The organism is Sphaerospermopsis torques-reginae ITEP-024, from assembly GCF_019598945.1.
Classification (GTDB): Bacteria; Cyanobacteriota; Cyanobacteriia; order Cyanobacteriales; family Nostocaceae; genus Sphaerospermopsis.
The window spans coordinates 913,143-928,334 of the sequence record NZ_CP080598.1 but is presented as its reverse complement, the minus strand read 5'-3'; the positions used below and the strand labels follow the sequence as shown (position 1 = coordinate 928,334).

Annotated in this window: 13 protein-coding genes and 1 tRNA gene; 6 read left to right on the top strand and 8 right to left on the bottom strand. The window is 40.1% G+C overall.

Going from position 1 to position 15,192, the window contains the following annotated elements:
- Positions 1–12 precede the first annotated feature (12 nt).
- The 3 genes from K2F26_RS04330 to K2F26_RS04320 all read right to left on the bottom strand — a co-directional run bounded on the left by K2F26_RS04330 (position 13) and on the right by K2F26_RS04320 (position 1,196).
- Positions 13–345: a hypothetical protein gene (locus tag K2F26_RS04330; RefSeq protein ID WP_194053075.1), complete on the bottom strand. Its 333-nt coding sequence runs from the start codon at positions 343–345 to the stop codon at positions 13–15.
- Positions 345–746, bottom strand: a complete 402-nt coding sequence (locus tag K2F26_RS04325; RefSeq protein WP_194053077.1) for a hypothetical protein — start codon at positions 744–746, stop codon at positions 345–347. The genes K2F26_RS04330 and K2F26_RS04325 overlap by 1 nt, the downstream gene beginning before the upstream one ends.
- Positions 747–890: 144 nt before the next feature.
- Positions 891–1,196 (bottom strand): small RNA NsiR4-regulated ssr1528 family protein, encoded by a 306-nt coding sequence (locus K2F26_RS04320; RefSeq protein ID WP_220610493.1) that lies wholly within the window; start codon positions 1,194–1,196, stop codon positions 891–893.
- A gap of 191 nt (positions 1,197–1,387) precedes the next feature.
- Between K2F26_RS04320 and K2F26_RS04315 the strand changes: the two genes are divergently transcribed.
- Positions 1,388–1,771 (top strand): hypothetical protein, encoded by a 384-nt coding sequence (locus tag K2F26_RS04315; protein ID WP_220610492.1) that lies wholly within the window; start codon positions 1,388–1,390, stop codon positions 1,769–1,771.
- 128 nt (positions 1,772–1,899) lie between these two features.
- Here the strand turns inward: K2F26_RS04315 and K2F26_RS04310 are convergent, their stop codons facing one another.
- The 3 genes from K2F26_RS04310 to K2F26_RS04300 form a co-directional block, all read right to left on the bottom strand.
- Positions 1,900–2,151, bottom strand: a complete 252-nt coding sequence (locus K2F26_RS04310) for a hypothetical protein (protein WP_096572847.1) — start codon at positions 2,149–2,151, stop codon at positions 1,900–1,902.
- Positions 2,152–2,281: 130 nt separating this feature from the next.
- Positions 2,282–5,311 (bottom strand): phosphoenolpyruvate carboxylase, encoded by a 3,030-nt coding sequence (ppc, locus tag K2F26_RS04305; protein WP_220610491.1) that lies wholly within the window; start codon positions 5,309–5,311, stop codon positions 2,282–2,284.
- Between the two features lie 215 nt (positions 5,312–5,526).
- Entirely contained in the window at positions 5,527–5,751 is a 225-nt protein-coding gene (locus K2F26_RS04300) for a hypothetical protein (protein WP_220610490.1), read from the bottom strand.
- A gap of 217 nt (positions 5,752–5,968) precedes the next feature.
- Between K2F26_RS04300 and K2F26_RS04295 the strand changes: the two genes are divergently transcribed.
- From K2F26_RS04295 to psbA, 3 genes are all read left to right on the top strand, one after another.
- The gene (locus tag K2F26_RS04295; RefSeq protein WP_220610489.1) at positions 5,969–8,995 is read left to right on the top strand and encodes an SGNH/GDSL hydrolase family protein; all 3,027 of its coding nucleotides are present in this window, start codon (positions 5,969–5,971) and stop codon (positions 8,993–8,995) included.
- 98 nt (positions 8,996–9,093) lie between these two features.
- On the top strand, positions 9,094–10,593 hold the full coding sequence (locus K2F26_RS04290; protein WP_220610488.1) for an MBOAT family O-acyltransferase: 1,500 nt from the start codon (positions 9,094–9,096) through the stop codon (positions 10,591–10,593).
- A 300-nt stretch (positions 10,594–10,893) separates the two neighbouring features.
- Complete coding sequence (psbA, locus tag K2F26_RS04285; RefSeq protein ID WP_220610487.1) at positions 10,894–11,976, top strand: photosystem II q(b) protein; 1,083 nt, start codon at positions 10,894–10,896, stop codon at positions 11,974–11,976.
- A gap of 268 nt (positions 11,977–12,244) precedes the next feature.
- Here the strand turns inward: psbA and murA are convergent, their stop codons facing one another.
- The gene (murA, locus tag K2F26_RS04280) at positions 12,245–13,591 is read right to left on the bottom strand and encodes a UDP-N-acetylglucosamine 1-carboxyvinyltransferase (protein WP_246605516.1); all 1,347 of its coding nucleotides are present in this window, start codon (positions 13,589–13,591) and stop codon (positions 12,245–12,247) included.
- A gap of 314 nt (positions 13,592–13,905) precedes the next feature.
- On the opposite strand from murA, the gene K2F26_RS04275 reads away from it, so the two are divergent.
- Positions 13,906–13,987: transfer RNA gene (locus K2F26_RS04275), tRNA-Leu, on the top strand.
- A gap of 57 nt (positions 13,988–14,044) precedes the next feature.
- Entirely contained in the window at positions 14,045–14,836 is a 792-nt protein-coding gene (locus tag K2F26_RS04270; protein WP_220610486.1) for a TrmH family RNA methyltransferase, read from the top strand.
- On the opposite strand, the gene K2F26_RS04265 is transcribed toward K2F26_RS04270, so the two are convergent.
- On the bottom strand, positions 14,833–15,084 hold the full coding sequence (locus K2F26_RS04265) for a hypothetical protein (RefSeq protein WP_220610485.1): 252 nt from the start codon (positions 15,082–15,084) through the stop codon (positions 14,833–14,835). The genes K2F26_RS04270 and K2F26_RS04265 overlap by 4 nt on opposite strands.
- Positions 15,085–15,192 lie beyond the last annotated feature (108 nt).

The following is a 15,192-nucleotide window of genomic DNA, read 5'->3' as shown; positions in this document are numbered from 1 at the left end:
AATTATCAATTATCAATCATATCTATCCTTTTTCAACTTAATCACCAGCATCACATTATCATGATGTTGACCATTAATAATATCTTTGAGGTGAATTTTTCCATCAATATATTGTAAATGAATCCGCCACCCTGATATTTTATTAATATCCGCACGGTAAATAGCTTGTTTAATACCCGCTACCTTATGTAATCTAGTTTTTGGAAAAGTTCTAGTTCTGTGACATTCATTATCTTCTAACTCAGCTAAAGCTTCCAGAAAATCAATTTTCAGATATTCTGGAAGAATTTTCATTGCTTCATGAATGACACCATATTCATCTAACAGAGGTTTAATTTGTGCCATTAACAACACTGAATTTCTAAATCTTGATTTTCTTCTACCGTGAAATCTTGATAAATCATCTCTGTAACTGCATTGTAAGCTTTTTGGGCATTTTCTCGATCCACTAATCTAAATAAAGTAATTAAAATACACCCAAAAATCGGATCATCATCAATAGTTAAAATTATTCTTTGTTGATCGTTAATTTTGAGACAATATATAGTAGAATCATAGTCATGATTTAGTTTAATGTTTCTGAGTTGTTCGCTATGTTCATAAAAAGAATTATTTAAAGAATTATTATTAGATGAAAGAAGTTCAAAATTCCGATTCATTTCCTTAATAATTCTAAACTTCTCTGTATCGGTAAATTTTTCTAAATCAGCTTCAAAATCCTTTGTCGATTCAATGAGTATATCCATCAATTAAACTCCTGAGTCGAAAATATAAGATTACTTTAAATTTACCCTAATTCCAGAAAATTGAAGATAGCAATAATTGTGATTATTATAAATTTTTGTAGAGACGTTCCATAAAACGCCTCTTGCTTTTATCAACAGGAAAAATTACTTACCGCCATAGAAAAAGGCAATTTCTTTTTCTTTCAAAGGAGCAAAACCAGCAGCAACCAGCTTTGCGTCTAACTCAGCTTGGGGAATATGCTTTGCACCAATGCGAACGATACGAGAACGCATAGTATTAGATACACCACTGCGTTGTCTACCAGCTTCTAAGCCCATGACTTGATTATACAGTTCCAACTTAGCAGCAGGAATAGGAGAACCATCAAAATCAATTCCTTGTGCGATCGCCACATCAACAGCATCAGCACCTGTAGTAGCTTGATTTTTTACATTAGTTTCAGTCGTCATGGCTATTAAATTCTCAAGTTTATAGGTATATATTACCAGGTCATTGGGCATTGGGTTATTAATCTTCCCCTACCTCCCCTGCCTCTTCGCTGTCACCTGTCACCTGTCACCTGTCACCTATTGAGACTTGCCACTTTGGGAAATTTTAGTTTAATCTCGAACCAGCGGTATAGCCATTTTTAGGTGATGCTATGTCTGATGCCCACACTCCTCGTAACAAAGACCGCAGCCTCGAACAAGCTCTAACTAACAAAATTATCGACGATTACTTCGAGAATTCTGAAAGTTGGCTGAGAGCAATTTTGCGGATGTGTATTTTCTCCCTCGCTAAAATCAATGGAGAATCCGTTTTTATCGTAGAATGTCCGAATCAAGCCGTAGCAAAGCGCCTGAGTCGTAAAACTTATCCATTTCGAGGAATGGTATATTTTTTAACTGATAATTTTGATGACCGCGATCGCACGTTATTTTGTTATAAAGACGAACGGAAGGGAAATTGGCGATGTTTTGATACTAGCACCAATACTTGGCAATCTTTAAGCAGTCTGCAATCATCTACTACTCCAATGGAATAGGGACTGGGGACTGGTAGGGACTGGTGACTGGTGACTGGTGACTGGGTAATCAATTTTATGTTTTCCAATTACCAATTACCAATTACCAATTACCAATTACCCATTACCCATTACCCATTACCAAATTACTAATAACTTTTACGTACTATTGACCCGCCAACAAACGCCCCTAATATTGTACCTGTCCATATTCCCGCTATACTACCCTGCCAAATTGCTCCAGGTGTGACTACTACATTACAAACTTGCTGGAAACCCCAGCCTTGAGTTTGACATTTTTGGTTATGCAACATGGAAGTAATTTGTGCCGCCATCAAACCACCAAAAAAGCCGGATGATAGGGCTACAAAAGTACAAATTAGAATGCGTTTTTTAATCATGGTGTTTGGGGACTGGGGACTGGGGACTGGGGACTGGGGACTGGGGACTGGTGATATGGGGGGATTGGGATAAGTAAAAATATCTTCTCTTACACTCTTTCTTTCTGTCACCTGTCACCTGTCACCTTCTTCAGCCTGTATTTCTCATTCCTGCGGCAATACCATTAATAGTTAACAATGCTCCTCGCAGTAACTCTCCTTTACTGTAACGAGAGTGAATTACTCCTGGGGTGGTGCTGTTCTTGTACTGTCTAAGCCGTTTAAGTAGAGAAACTTGGATAAATCCTAACGGTACAATAGTTCCATTACGTAACTGTACTGAACGCTGCAAAATCGGATCACCGTCTAAAAGTTTTTGGTGTCCAGTGATTTTTAAGACTAAATCCCTGGTGAGATAGAACTCACTAGCAATTTGCTCAAACACTTTCTCAAAGCGAGGTTTGTCTTCTGGGTTAGACAATTCCTGTACGTAATGACGCGCCATTTCTATGTCTACTTTTGCCAATGTCATTTCTGCTTTAGAAATCACCATTTTGAAGAAAGGCCATTTGACATAAAAGTAACGCATTAATTTTAAGTGTTCTTCCGGTTGCTCGTTCAAGAACTCCTGTAAAGCTGTACCCACACCATACCAGGAAGGTAACAAAAATCGGGTTTGTGTCCAACTAAATACCCAAGGAATTGCTCGTAAACTGCTTAAATCCTTTTTACCAGATGGTCGTCGCGCTGGACGGGAGCTAATTTGCAGTTGGCTAATTTCTTCGATGGGGGTAACTTGATGGAAGAAGTCGATAAAATCGGGTTGTTCGTAAATGAGCGCCCGATAATGTTGACGCGACGCATGAGCTAATTCTTCCATAATCTCGTTCCAAGGTTCAATATCATCAAACCCGGTTTTTAACAAACTAGCTTGGACCACTGCGCTGGTAATAGTTTCAATGTGATACAAAGCTAGATCCAACAAAGAATATTTAGAAGCTAAAACTTCCCCTTGTTCAGTAATCTTGATCCGTCCATTAATACTATGTCCTGGTTGAGCCAAAATTGCCTCATAAGCAGGTCCACCACCACGACCTACCGATCCACCCCGTCCGTGGAAAATTCGCAGGTTTAAACCGTATTCTTCGGCGATTTTTTGCAGTGATTTTTGGGCTTTATGAATTTCCCAGTTACTGCTTAAAAACCCTGAATCTTTGTTACTGTCAGAATACCCTAACATTACTTCTTGTAAGTTGGGGTTGAGGGTGGTATGGGAAGAGGTATTTTCTGGGTTGGTTGCTTCATAACCTCCAGCTAAAAAGGCACGATACAATGGTAGTTCAAACAATTGCCGCATCACGCTTCTAGAGCGTTGTAAGTCTTCTACAGTTTCAAATAGCGGTACAACTCTGATAGTTCCTACAGCGATCGCTGGATCAAATAACCGCGCTTCTTTCGCTAACAGCAGAACTTCCAAAACATCGCTAACTTCCCGGCACATACTGATAATGTAAGTTTGGCAGATGTTAATGCCAAATTCTTGTTGTAGCGATCGCACCACCCGGAAAGTTTCAATTACATCATTAGTTTTTTCCGAAAATGGTAATTCTGCGGGAATTAACGGCCGTCTGGTTTGCAGTTCTCCCGTTAACCAAGCTACCCTTTGTGCTTCGGATAGTTCGTGATAAGATTGGGGTAAAATCTGCAAGTATTCAAGAATCTCATTGAGCGCATCAGAATGACGAGATGATTCTTGACGAATATCTAACTGGGTAAGATTAAAGTCGAAAATTTCTACCTGACAGATGAGATGATCTAATTCTCCACAACTTAAACCTGTTTCCGTCAAATTGCGTTGAATTAATCGCAGTTCCGCTAAAAATTCCGCCCCAGAACGATACATGGGAGAATCTTCATTGCTTGGTGTTTCCCGATTATATAAAGCCAGATTGCGATCGCGGGTATTTTCCAGCCTTCTTAACACATAAGCCAATTTTAAGCGATAAGGTTCTTGACGATAACGCAAAGCCAGCGCATCGTAGACATCACTCAAAATAGATTGATCTAACTCTAACGACTCCAACAAATCTGGAAGTACATCACTCCAGTGCATTGACACACTTAACAATTCAATCAGTTGTTTCACTGATTGAATGTATCTTTCCAAAACCATCTTCCGCTGATAACAAGCGGTTTTCCAAGTTACTTCCGGTGTTACCGATGGGTTTCCGTCTCTATCTGAACCTACCCAAGAACCAAAAGAACAGAAATTTTTACTGGGTGGTTCTAACCAAGGAAATGTTTGTTTTAGAGAGTATTTGAGGCGTTTGTAAAGTTGGGGAATACCATCAAATAACACTTCTTGAAAGTAGTGTAAAGCATAATCTACTTCATCCAATACAGTTGGTTTAAACTGATGTAATTCATCAGTGCGCCACCATAGACGGATTTCTTCTAATAATCTCTCTTTTACCTCTGCTGCTTCCCAAGGATACCCACCAGAACGGGTTTCCACATTATCCAACTGTTGCAGAAGACTTACTACTTGTCGCTGCTTATCCCGGATCGTGTGGCGGACAATTTCTGTGGGGTGTGCAGTGAAAACCAACCGAATATCTAGTTGCGAAATTAAACGCTGAATTTGCTGGGGTGGTACATTCAGTTTGAATAATAGAGGAAATAAAGCTGCAAATGTACCTTTTTGTGTAGCTGGTGTTGTATCAGTCCAACTGTGAGATATGGCATTTCCTCCCCATGACTTAGTAACGGGTAAGTCGTCTTCTCGTTGGTTAGTCGAATAAACAATATTGGGAATATTTTCCTGATCTATGCTGTCTGAGTCAGAATAGCGGCTTAACTGTTGCTTTTGTTCATATTCCTGCTCAATGATATTAATCAATTGAAAATAAAGAGCAAAAGCACGAGCAGCACGAATGGCCTCGTTAATATTTAGCTGTTCAATCAGTTCCACAGCTGACGAGGCTTGATCATTGGTAGCTTGTCCTTCCGGTGAACACAAATCACGCAACTGCCGTAATAGATCCACCATTTTTTGGCCGCATTCTTGCCGCAACACCGACTCCCACAATTCTTCTACTATCTGTAGACGATGACGTAAAAATAATTCAGACATAGGGTAGATATTCGCTGATGGCGAGGAAGAGTATAAAATAGAACTCATATTCTTTGCTCTAGTAAAGCCAATTAATGCCTACAATTTTAGTTTTTTGGTTGTTGCTGTAGGGGGTGATTGGGGACTGGTGACTGGTGACTGGTGACTGGGGATACAATTTTGGATTTTGGATGAAAGGATTTTGGATTGTTTTTGTCCACTCCAATCTAAAATCTAAAATCTAAAATCTAAAATCTAAAATTATTCTGCCTCCTGCCTACTTATCATTCCTCTTGATCTGGAAAGTTGAGAATAGGGAGGCGATCGCCTCTAAATACCTCTTCACTAGCTTCTCCTAAAGCTGCTAGTCCCTGACCTGTTGCTTTATCTGCTACAAGTAGCAGTAGCATAGATACTGTAGCTATTTGTAAGAGACCAGATTGGGGAATACTAAAAAAGAGCAAATTTAATCCGGGGGTGGGTGATGGGTGTTGGGTTACAGATGACATTGCTAATTCTTGATGATGGCCAGATGAGTAAAATAGACGCAAAACTCAATCTTGAGAGGACGTGCAACCTTGTAAGACTATCTTTGCCGATTTTGCAAGCTCCAATGGTAACAAAATTGTTAAAAAAAAACTGCAAAATGTGATAAATCTATGGTTCTAGTTTACAAGTACAGGCAAAATCCCCCAATACTCGCTTCCTGTTAAAGTTAACTTCATAATGAAAACATTATTACTAGATCGCCAGCAAACCTTAGTGCAGTGGGTAAGCCAAGCAACAGGAATCAGCACTTTCGGGGTGAAAGTCCGGTTGCTAGGAAACGACCTGCATATCCTTTGTGAAGGTACAGATTGTCCAAAACGTTGGCACACACTCTATGACTTGTTGCAAGCACTTGGACAAACAGATTTAGATAGTCTCACAAATGAGGAACAATCCTCAATATACCAAGTATTGGTCTATGGTCGAAAGAAAGGAGAACATCGTCCTCAATGGTGTCATAGAGTCTATTTAAATCAATTAGATCGACATCTAGAGCAAGCAGAACAAGCACTTTTATTAGAAACCAAAAAATCCAGACTACCTGGTGGGGCGCTGATCGTCTCTAATGAAAGTTTGGCACGTCAAGGCAACCCCGATGCGATCGCTCGTTATCTGAGTGAAAATTTGAGTAAGTTGGGTGTAGCAGTACAAGTTAAAAGCAAACCCTACGAGTCTAAAGCCAAATCCCAGAAAACAGGTAATCGTCTCTGGATATTTTGCCAATCAACTTATAGTCCTGATGCTACATTATTAGCTGAACCAGTAGCCCAACAGTTGCGACATCTCAAGCTGGCAGGTTATCAAGATGCTGTTATTGTCTCCCAAGTTAGGGGTGAAAGTGAGCCAGATTGGCGGTTAAGGGTGGATTTAACCCCACCGGAAACCATGCTCAAAGAATGGGCGCGTTGGGGAGATATACAAGCGATCGCTCGTTTGTTAACTGAAGTTTTATTAGATTTCCAAGTTACCGTTCAAGCTTCTTTAAAAGAATTTACCTTACATATCTTTTGTACTCCAGCAGTTGATCCTTTAAAAAATTCTCCTGCACCAGAAAAGGAAGCTTGTTTACCTTTAATTATCTCTCAGTTAGAAAAAATCGCCCCCCAAGGTATTCTGGCCGCTGCTGTCTACGGACAAAAAACAGAAGATAAACAACCTGCTTGGGTAGACTGGTTATCTTTACCCGCTGCACAACATACCGCTTTAGCAACACCCACCCTAGAATTAGGTACTGCTGGAGACGAACCAGCAATCATTTTCCTACTGGAACGCCTGTTAAATCAGGATATGGATTGGCGGTTAAAAACAGGCGGCATCCGCGTCCTCTTACTGCCTAAGGGTGATTTACTACACATTATGTGTGATGCGCCCAATTGTCCCAAACGCCAGCAAGTAGCCAGCAAAGTCACCCAATTTATTCGTCAACTCAGTATTGTCGGCGTTACTGGTGTGAGAGTTTATGGTCGTCGTGCCGGTGATACTGAACCTGTTTGGCATCACGGGGTTGATTTTGGACATCGCCACAGATTAGTACCAGAAGCTACACCCGAATTTGCAGCTACGGTAGAATATGTCAGTGATTTACTGCCTAAGGAAACCAACGAGCCAATTTTGCGTCCTGATTTAACAACTCAGGAATTTCAAAACTTGGTAACTGAAGTAACACAAGATTGGCTGGAAACCGCTCATCAACAAGTCAGAAAGTTACTTTTAGCAAGCCAACTGTTTACAGCAACTAACCAATCAACTGAGCAAAATCCCGATGAACAAGGACTCTGGGGAAGTCTCATCTGGGTAGCTTTGGGATTAATACTCGTAGTCAAAAGTGATTGGATGTTAGGTTACGTTACTACTAAGATTGGACAAAATACACCCAAAGTTACTGGTGTTTTAACATCACCATCCTCACAGTCTCCGGTCTCTTTAACATCAGAAAAAAATCAAGGTCAAAGAACAACATTTTTTACCAGCAATAACAACGCAACATATTCTCAGTTTGGTAATTCTGCTTTTAATGCTTCTGCATTTACCCAAGCTGATGATACCCCATCAACAAATCTCTCAGCCTCTCCATTAAAACTAAAAGCCAATGCTACTGCTATTCTCTTAGCCGCAAGATCAAATTTACCCAGTTTTAATACTAGGCAATTAGATGAACAATTCGCACTTTATAAACAGCGTCTAGCAACAGATGGAAAGCCACCAGATGTCCTAATTATCGGTTCTTCTCGTGCTTTGAGAGGAGTTGATCCTGTTGCCCTTTATCAAGCCTTGGCCGCTCAGGGTTATCCCAAAGTTGACGTATTTAATTTTGGTGTTAATGGTGCTACAGCCCAAGTTGTAGAATTTATCATTCGTCGACTTTTACAACCCTCGGAATTACCAAAAATGATTATTTGGGCAGATGGTTCTAGAGCTTTCAATAGTGATCGTGAAGATATCACTTTTAATGCTATTGCTGCTTCCAAAGGCTATGAAGCAGTATTGAAAAGAGCCACACAGCCTGTCGACAATCATTCATCCAATCAAGCAGAAAATTCAGAAAAAAATGAGCAAATTCAAGATACATCAGTAAATTTTAATAGTTATCAAGCAGCTAATGATTTTTTAAATCAAGCTTTAGTTGGTATATCTGCCAGCTATGAAAATCGGGTACAAATCAAGGCTTTATTGCAAAAACAACTTAACTATTTACCAGTTATTAATAACTCTCAGCAAGTCAACTCAAAAACCGAATTGACCAGCGATACACAGGATCAAAATTCCCAGGCAGCAGTTGATTTTGATGGATTCTTGCCCTTATCTATTCGTTTTAATCCTGCTACATATTATCAAAACCATCCCAGAGTAGCTGGAGCTTATGACAATGACTATAAAGATTTTCAATTAGCAGGTGAGCAAGACGAATCCTTAAAATCAATGATAGAGTTTACCAAGGATAAACAAATATCATTAGTATTTGTCAATATGCCCTTGACAGGAGATTATTTAGACCCAGCACGGTCAAAATATGAGCAGGAATTTCAAAAATATATGTTAGATGTTTCCACTACTAATAGCAATTTTATCTACCGCGATTTAAGCCAAATCTGGCTCAAAGCACATGACTACTTTTCTGACCCCAGTCATCTCAACCGCTATGGGGCTTATGAAGTCTCTAAAAGGTTGGCTATTGATCCGATGATACCCTGGAGTTTTAAATAATTGGTGATTGGTGATTGGTGACTAATAAATAATAACTAATGACTAATAAATAATAACTAATGACTAATAAATAATAACTAATAAATAATAACCAAAAAATGAAATTTATATCACCTTTTTACGCGCTTTTTTTGCTGAGTATCCTGGGGATTTACTGGACTGTAAGCGAGCAAAAGTTAAGATTATGGACAATACTTATAGCTAGTATTCTATTCTACTCATCTTGGAATATTCAATACCTGCCTCTACTGTTGGTACTAACTTTTCTTAACTTTCGTATAGGCTTGGAAATAGGTAAAAATACCTCACCAGGTAAACATTTCCAAGACTGGCAACTTTCTAATGAAGAGTGGCAAATTGCTCAATCTGATTGGAATCTTAACCGTCTGAAAATTTTATGGTTTGGAATTATTTTAAATGTTGGTTTGTTATTAGGTTTTAAATATCTACCTGTCATATTTAAATGGATATTTGATATCAATTTAAATTCTCCAGATGCACCATTTAAATTAGTGACACCCTTGGGAATTTCCTTTTTTACCTTTGAGTGTATTGCTTATTTAATAGATATTTATCGTGGTGCGCCGGCTACTGAACAATTTTTGAAATTCGCTGCCTATAAATTATTTTTTGCTAAATTAATTTCTGGACCAATTACCCGTTACCATAACTTAGCAGTTCAACTTAATACTCTAAAATTGCCTAATATTGATAGACTATCAGAAGCTTTATGGTTAATCGCTAGGGGTGCTGTTAAAAAAGGTATTATAGCTGATAATTTGGGAATTTTTGTAGATTTATGTTTTGGTAATTTACCAAGAGCAGGTAGCACAGATTTATGGTTAGCTACCTTTGCTTATGGCTTGCAATTATATTTAGATTTTAACGGTTATGTAGATATTGCCCGTGGTACTGCTTTACTATTTGGTTTAGTTTTACCAGAGAATTTCGATTCTCCTTACTTCAGTACCAGTATTGCCGGTTTTTGGCGACGTTGGCATATAACTTTGGGTGACTGGTTACGTAACTATCTATACTTTCCTTTGGGTGGTTCTCGCCGTGGTTTGATGCGTACCTGCTTAAATTTATTTATCGTGATGATAGTAGCTGGTATTTGGCATGGTTCTGCGTGGGGTTTTGTAGTGTGGGGTGCGTTGCATGGTTTGGCCTTAGCTGTTCATCGTCTCACAGATGCTATGAGCGATCGCTCAAAAATTCTTTACCTATTTTGGCACAACCCTGTCGGTATAATTTTCGCTTGGTTGTTAACCCAGTTGATGGTTTTCACCTCTTGGATCTGGTTTCGTCTCCCCAACATCCAAGATTCTGCTTTAGTTATACAAAACCTTTGGGGTCATAGTGCGGATGCACAGTTTATTGAAAAAGTCTATGTCGAAGCCTTAAACAGCACTCCTCACCAACTAACATGGTCATTGGTGTTGATCGCTGTTGTCATGAGTATAGCTTATGGCTTTAAACGAGGCATGAAATTAGAGTTGAGTTGGCCGATAAAACTTGTTTTTGTACCTTTATGTTTCTACGCCGTTTGGTTACTAGCTCCTGAAGGCAGTTTACCTTATATTTACTTTGATTTTTAGGGACTTACAAGTGCAAACACTAACAAAGGGCAAGCTTTTTTAGGCTCACAGTACCTAAAACCTTGCACAATTTTAATTTTCACCATCCTCAATCCATTGATTTATCTAGATTTTACATTTATTCAGCATCCCCTAATTAAACAAATCTCAAGTTTTGTACACTTAATAAGTAAAAGTTATTACTTTTATAAATTTTAATAAAATAATCAATGTTACAAAACTCGTAAACTTATGCTAAGTTTATAGCATCAGGAAAAAATTACCTGTGTTTTTAAATAACGAAAACATCGCACTCATAAAATGACCACAACCATTCAACAGCGCCAAAGCGCCAACGTATGGGATCGTTTTTGTGAATTTATCACCAGCACCAACAACCGCCTATATATCGGCTGGTTCGGTGTATTAATGATCCCCACCTTGTTAGCAGCAACCACTTGCTTCATCATCGCATTCATCGCTGCTCCTCCCGTTGACATCGACGGCATCCGTGAACCCGTTGCAGGTTCTTTAATCTACGGAAACAACATCATCTCTGGTGCAGTTGTTCCTTCCTCTAACGCTATCGGTTTACACTTCTACCCCATTTGGGAAGCAGCTTCCTTAGATGAGTGGTTGTATAACGGTGGTCCTTACCAGTTGGTAATTTTCCACTTCTTGATCGGTGTAGCTTGCTACTTAGGTCGTGAATGGGAACTTTCTTACCGCTTGGGTATGCGTCCTTGGATCTGTGTAGCTTTCTCTGCACCTTTGGCAGCAGCAACCGCAGTATTCTTGATCTACCCCATCGGTCAAGGTTCTTTCTCCGATGGTATGCCTTTAGGTATCTCCGGTACATTCAACTTCATGATCGTGTTCCAAGCAGAACACAACATCTTGATGCACCCCTTCCATATGTTAGGTGTGGCTGGTGTATTCGGTGGCTCACTGTTTTCAGCAATGCACGGTTCTTTGGTAACATCTTCCTTGGTTCGTGAAACAACCGAAACCGAATCTCAAAACTACGGTTACAAATTCGGTCAAGAAGAAGAAACCTACAACATCGTTGCAGCACACGGTTACTTCGGTCGCTTGATTTTCCAATACGCTTCATTCAACAACAGCCGTTCCTTACACTTCTTCTTGGCTGCTTGGCCAGTAGTTGGTATCTGGTTCACAGCGTTGGGTGTAAGCACAATGGCGTTCAACTTGAACGGTTTCAACTTCAACCAATCCATCATTGACTCTCAAGGTCGTGTAATCGGTACTTGGGCAGATGTAATCAACCGCGCTAACTTAGGTATGGAAGTAATGCACGAGCGTAACGCTCACAACTTCCCCTTAGACTTAGCTGCTGGTGAAGTTGCTCCCGTTGCTTTGACTGCTCCTGCAATCAACGGTTAATCTGAAACTGGTTTTAATAAACTTAGTTAAATAAGAAAATACCCTCCAGAAATGGGGGGTATTTTTGTTTTGGGGTAAGCATTCAGCTATCAGTTAACAGCAAGCGGAATTTTTGGCTTTTTTACCCTGGAAAGGGGAGTTTTCAGCCTGGAATGAAACAATTGTCAATTGTCAATTGATAAGTATAGCTTTGTCTAGAAAATCGTTAGCTTAGGAATAGCTCAAATATTCTGACTCCTGACTCCTCCTGACTCCTGACTCCTAGACCCTAGATAGATGCAGAAGCTGACGAAGTTTGATTATTTGAATGTAATTCAGCATCTGCCGATACTTCATTGACTCGAATAATTTTTGCTCCCAGTTGCTGTAACTTCATATCTAATCTGTCATAACCACGATCTAGGTGTTTTAGTCCTTGAATAGTGGTTTTTCCTTCTGCTGCTAGTCCAGCTATGACTAAAGCTGCGGATGCTCGTAAGTCTGTACCTATGACTGGTGCGCCGGATAACATTGGCACGCCGCGAACAAAGGCAGTATTACCTTTAACGCGAATATCTGCCCCCAAGCGGTTTAACTCAGAAGCATGGCGCAGACGATTTTCAAACACAGATTCGTTAATGATACTGTCACCTTCAGCTAAAGTCAGCAATGCCATAAATGGCGCTTGCATATCTGTGGGAAATCCCGGATGGGGTAAAGTATCAATATCTGTAGCTTTGAGTTTTTCGGCTGGTAAAACTCGCAAACAGTCTGAACCTTCCTCAATAATAGGTATGCCAATATCCCGCAACTTGGCAATGACGGGAATTAAATGATCCGGTGCTACGGGAGACAGTAACAGTTCTGAACGAGTGATTGCGCCAGCGACTAAAAAAGTTCCTGTTTCAATGCGATCAGGAATAATACTATAGTCGGTAGAATGTAATTTTTCCACACCAACAATGGTAATGGTACTTGTACCTGCACCTTGAATTTTTGCTCCCATTGAATTACAGAAGTTAGCTAAATCCACCACTTCTGGCTCTCTGGCTGCATTTTCAATAATGGTTTCCCCATCAGCCAAGGTAGCTGCCATCATTAAGGTTTCGGTTGCACCAACGCTGGGAGTATCTAAGTAAATTTTCGCTCCTTTCAATCTGTTATTGCTACCGGGAACGTAGGCATTACAAATACCATGCTCAATTTGCACCTCTGCCCCCATTGCTTGCAGTCCTCGGACGTGCAAATCAACTGGTCTCGCACCAATAGCACAACCCCCCGGTAATGGCATTTGTGCTACACCCAGTCGCGCCAAAATTGGACCGATCGCAAAAAAACTGGCTCGCAGTTGGGTAACTAATTCATAGGGTGCTTTAGATGTAGTTATATCCTTGGCATTGATATCTAAAATATCCCCTTGTCTGGTCAAGGACAAACCTAAAGCGGATAAAACTTGACCCATGCGTTCTACATCCGCTAATAAGGGGACATTGCGAATCCGACAATCTCCTGAACAAAGCAAAGCTCCAGCCATGATCACTAATGCTGAATTTTTTGCCCCGCTGATTCTTACATGACCTTGCAAAGAATGTCCACCACAAATTTGCAAGACTGAGGAGTCTGCTTCAGGTGACAACTTGCCATCTGGTAAGCTGCTAGAAGAATTAATAAATCTACCTCCAAAAAATAAGTAACAATAAAGGTTTGAAGTTGGTTTCGATTCTACAGTAAAGAATTGACTTGTCTACATTTTCTTTCTGTGGGCATTGGGCATTGGGGATTGGGCATTGAGTATTGAGTATTGAGTTATTAATCTTCCCCAGTCCCCAGTCCCCATTCCCCAGTCCCCATTCCCCAGTCCCCAGTCACCTATTCCCTATAAAGAATTATATTGACAATTTTCAAGATTTACGCAATAATAGGAAATTGGTGATAAAATAATAAATGCCAGCGGAACTGGCGGAATTGGCAGACGCGCTAGATTCAGGTTCTAGTGCCGCAAGGCTTCCGGGTTCAAGTCCCGGGTTCCGCATTATCAACATATTGGGTTTTAGATTAATCTAAAATCCAAAATCTAAAATCTAAAATCGTGTTGACCAGTTTACAAAATCCCCTAGTTAAGCAGATTCGTAAGTTGCACTCTACCAAAGAGAGGCATAAACAACAATTATTTTTATTGGAAGGGACCCACTTGTTAGAAGAAGCTTGTGCGGTTAACTATCCTTTAGAAACTGTGTGTTGTACTCCGCAATGGGAACAAGCACATCCTCAATTATGGGAGGTGGCTTGTAGTCGGTGTAAACGGGCAGAAATTGTGATTACAGAAGTTTTAGCAGGGATGGCAACCACAGTACAACCAGATGGTGTTGTAGCGACTGCAAAACGGGGTGAACAGGAAAACCAAGTTCCTGTGAGGGGGTTAGTTTTGGCTGTGGAAACTTTGCAAGATCCTGGTAATTTGGGAACGATCATTAGAACTGCGGCCGCTGCGGGTGCGTCTGGTTTATGGTTGAGTGATGATAGTGTTGATTTAGATAACCCTAAAGTTTTACGTGCTTCTGCGGGGCAGTGGTTTCGCTTAAATAAGGCAGTAAGTGAAGATTTAAAAGCAACAGTCCAACAATGCCAGCAAGGGGGAATGCAGGTAATTGCTACTTTACCAACTGCCAGTTTAACTTATTGGGAGGTAGATTGGCAAAAACCGAGTTTAATTTTACTGGGAAATGAAGGTGCTGGTTTGTCAGATGATTTAGCCGCAATGGCAGATACTCAAGTTAAAATTCCCCTTAGTCCTGGAGTAGAATCCTTGAATGTGGCGATCGCAGCAGCTTTAATGTTATATGAAGCCCAGCGACAATTAACTCATAGGTTAACAATTTAATTTTTCGGTTTTTTGTCCTTTTGTGCTAAATATTTTTCAATATCGGCAACTGCATCTTCTAAAGCAGCTAAATCAATATTGTCTGTGTCGTCACTGTTGTTATCGTTGGTAGTGTTACTAGGAGCAACTTCAGAAATCACTTGATTCTCAGAGCAGTTTGCTTGTAAGATATCTTCCAACTGAGTGAGGCATTCCTGAAACTCTTGATCAGCCTCGTGACGCTGATGGTGATGACCCGGATTTCTCACCAAGATCCTCAAACCCTTATAACATCTGGATTCTGGGTTTTCACACTGTGTCAAAAATTAGCCCTATGAAAAATGCCCGAAACCGCTTCTCTATAAGGATTCTATAGA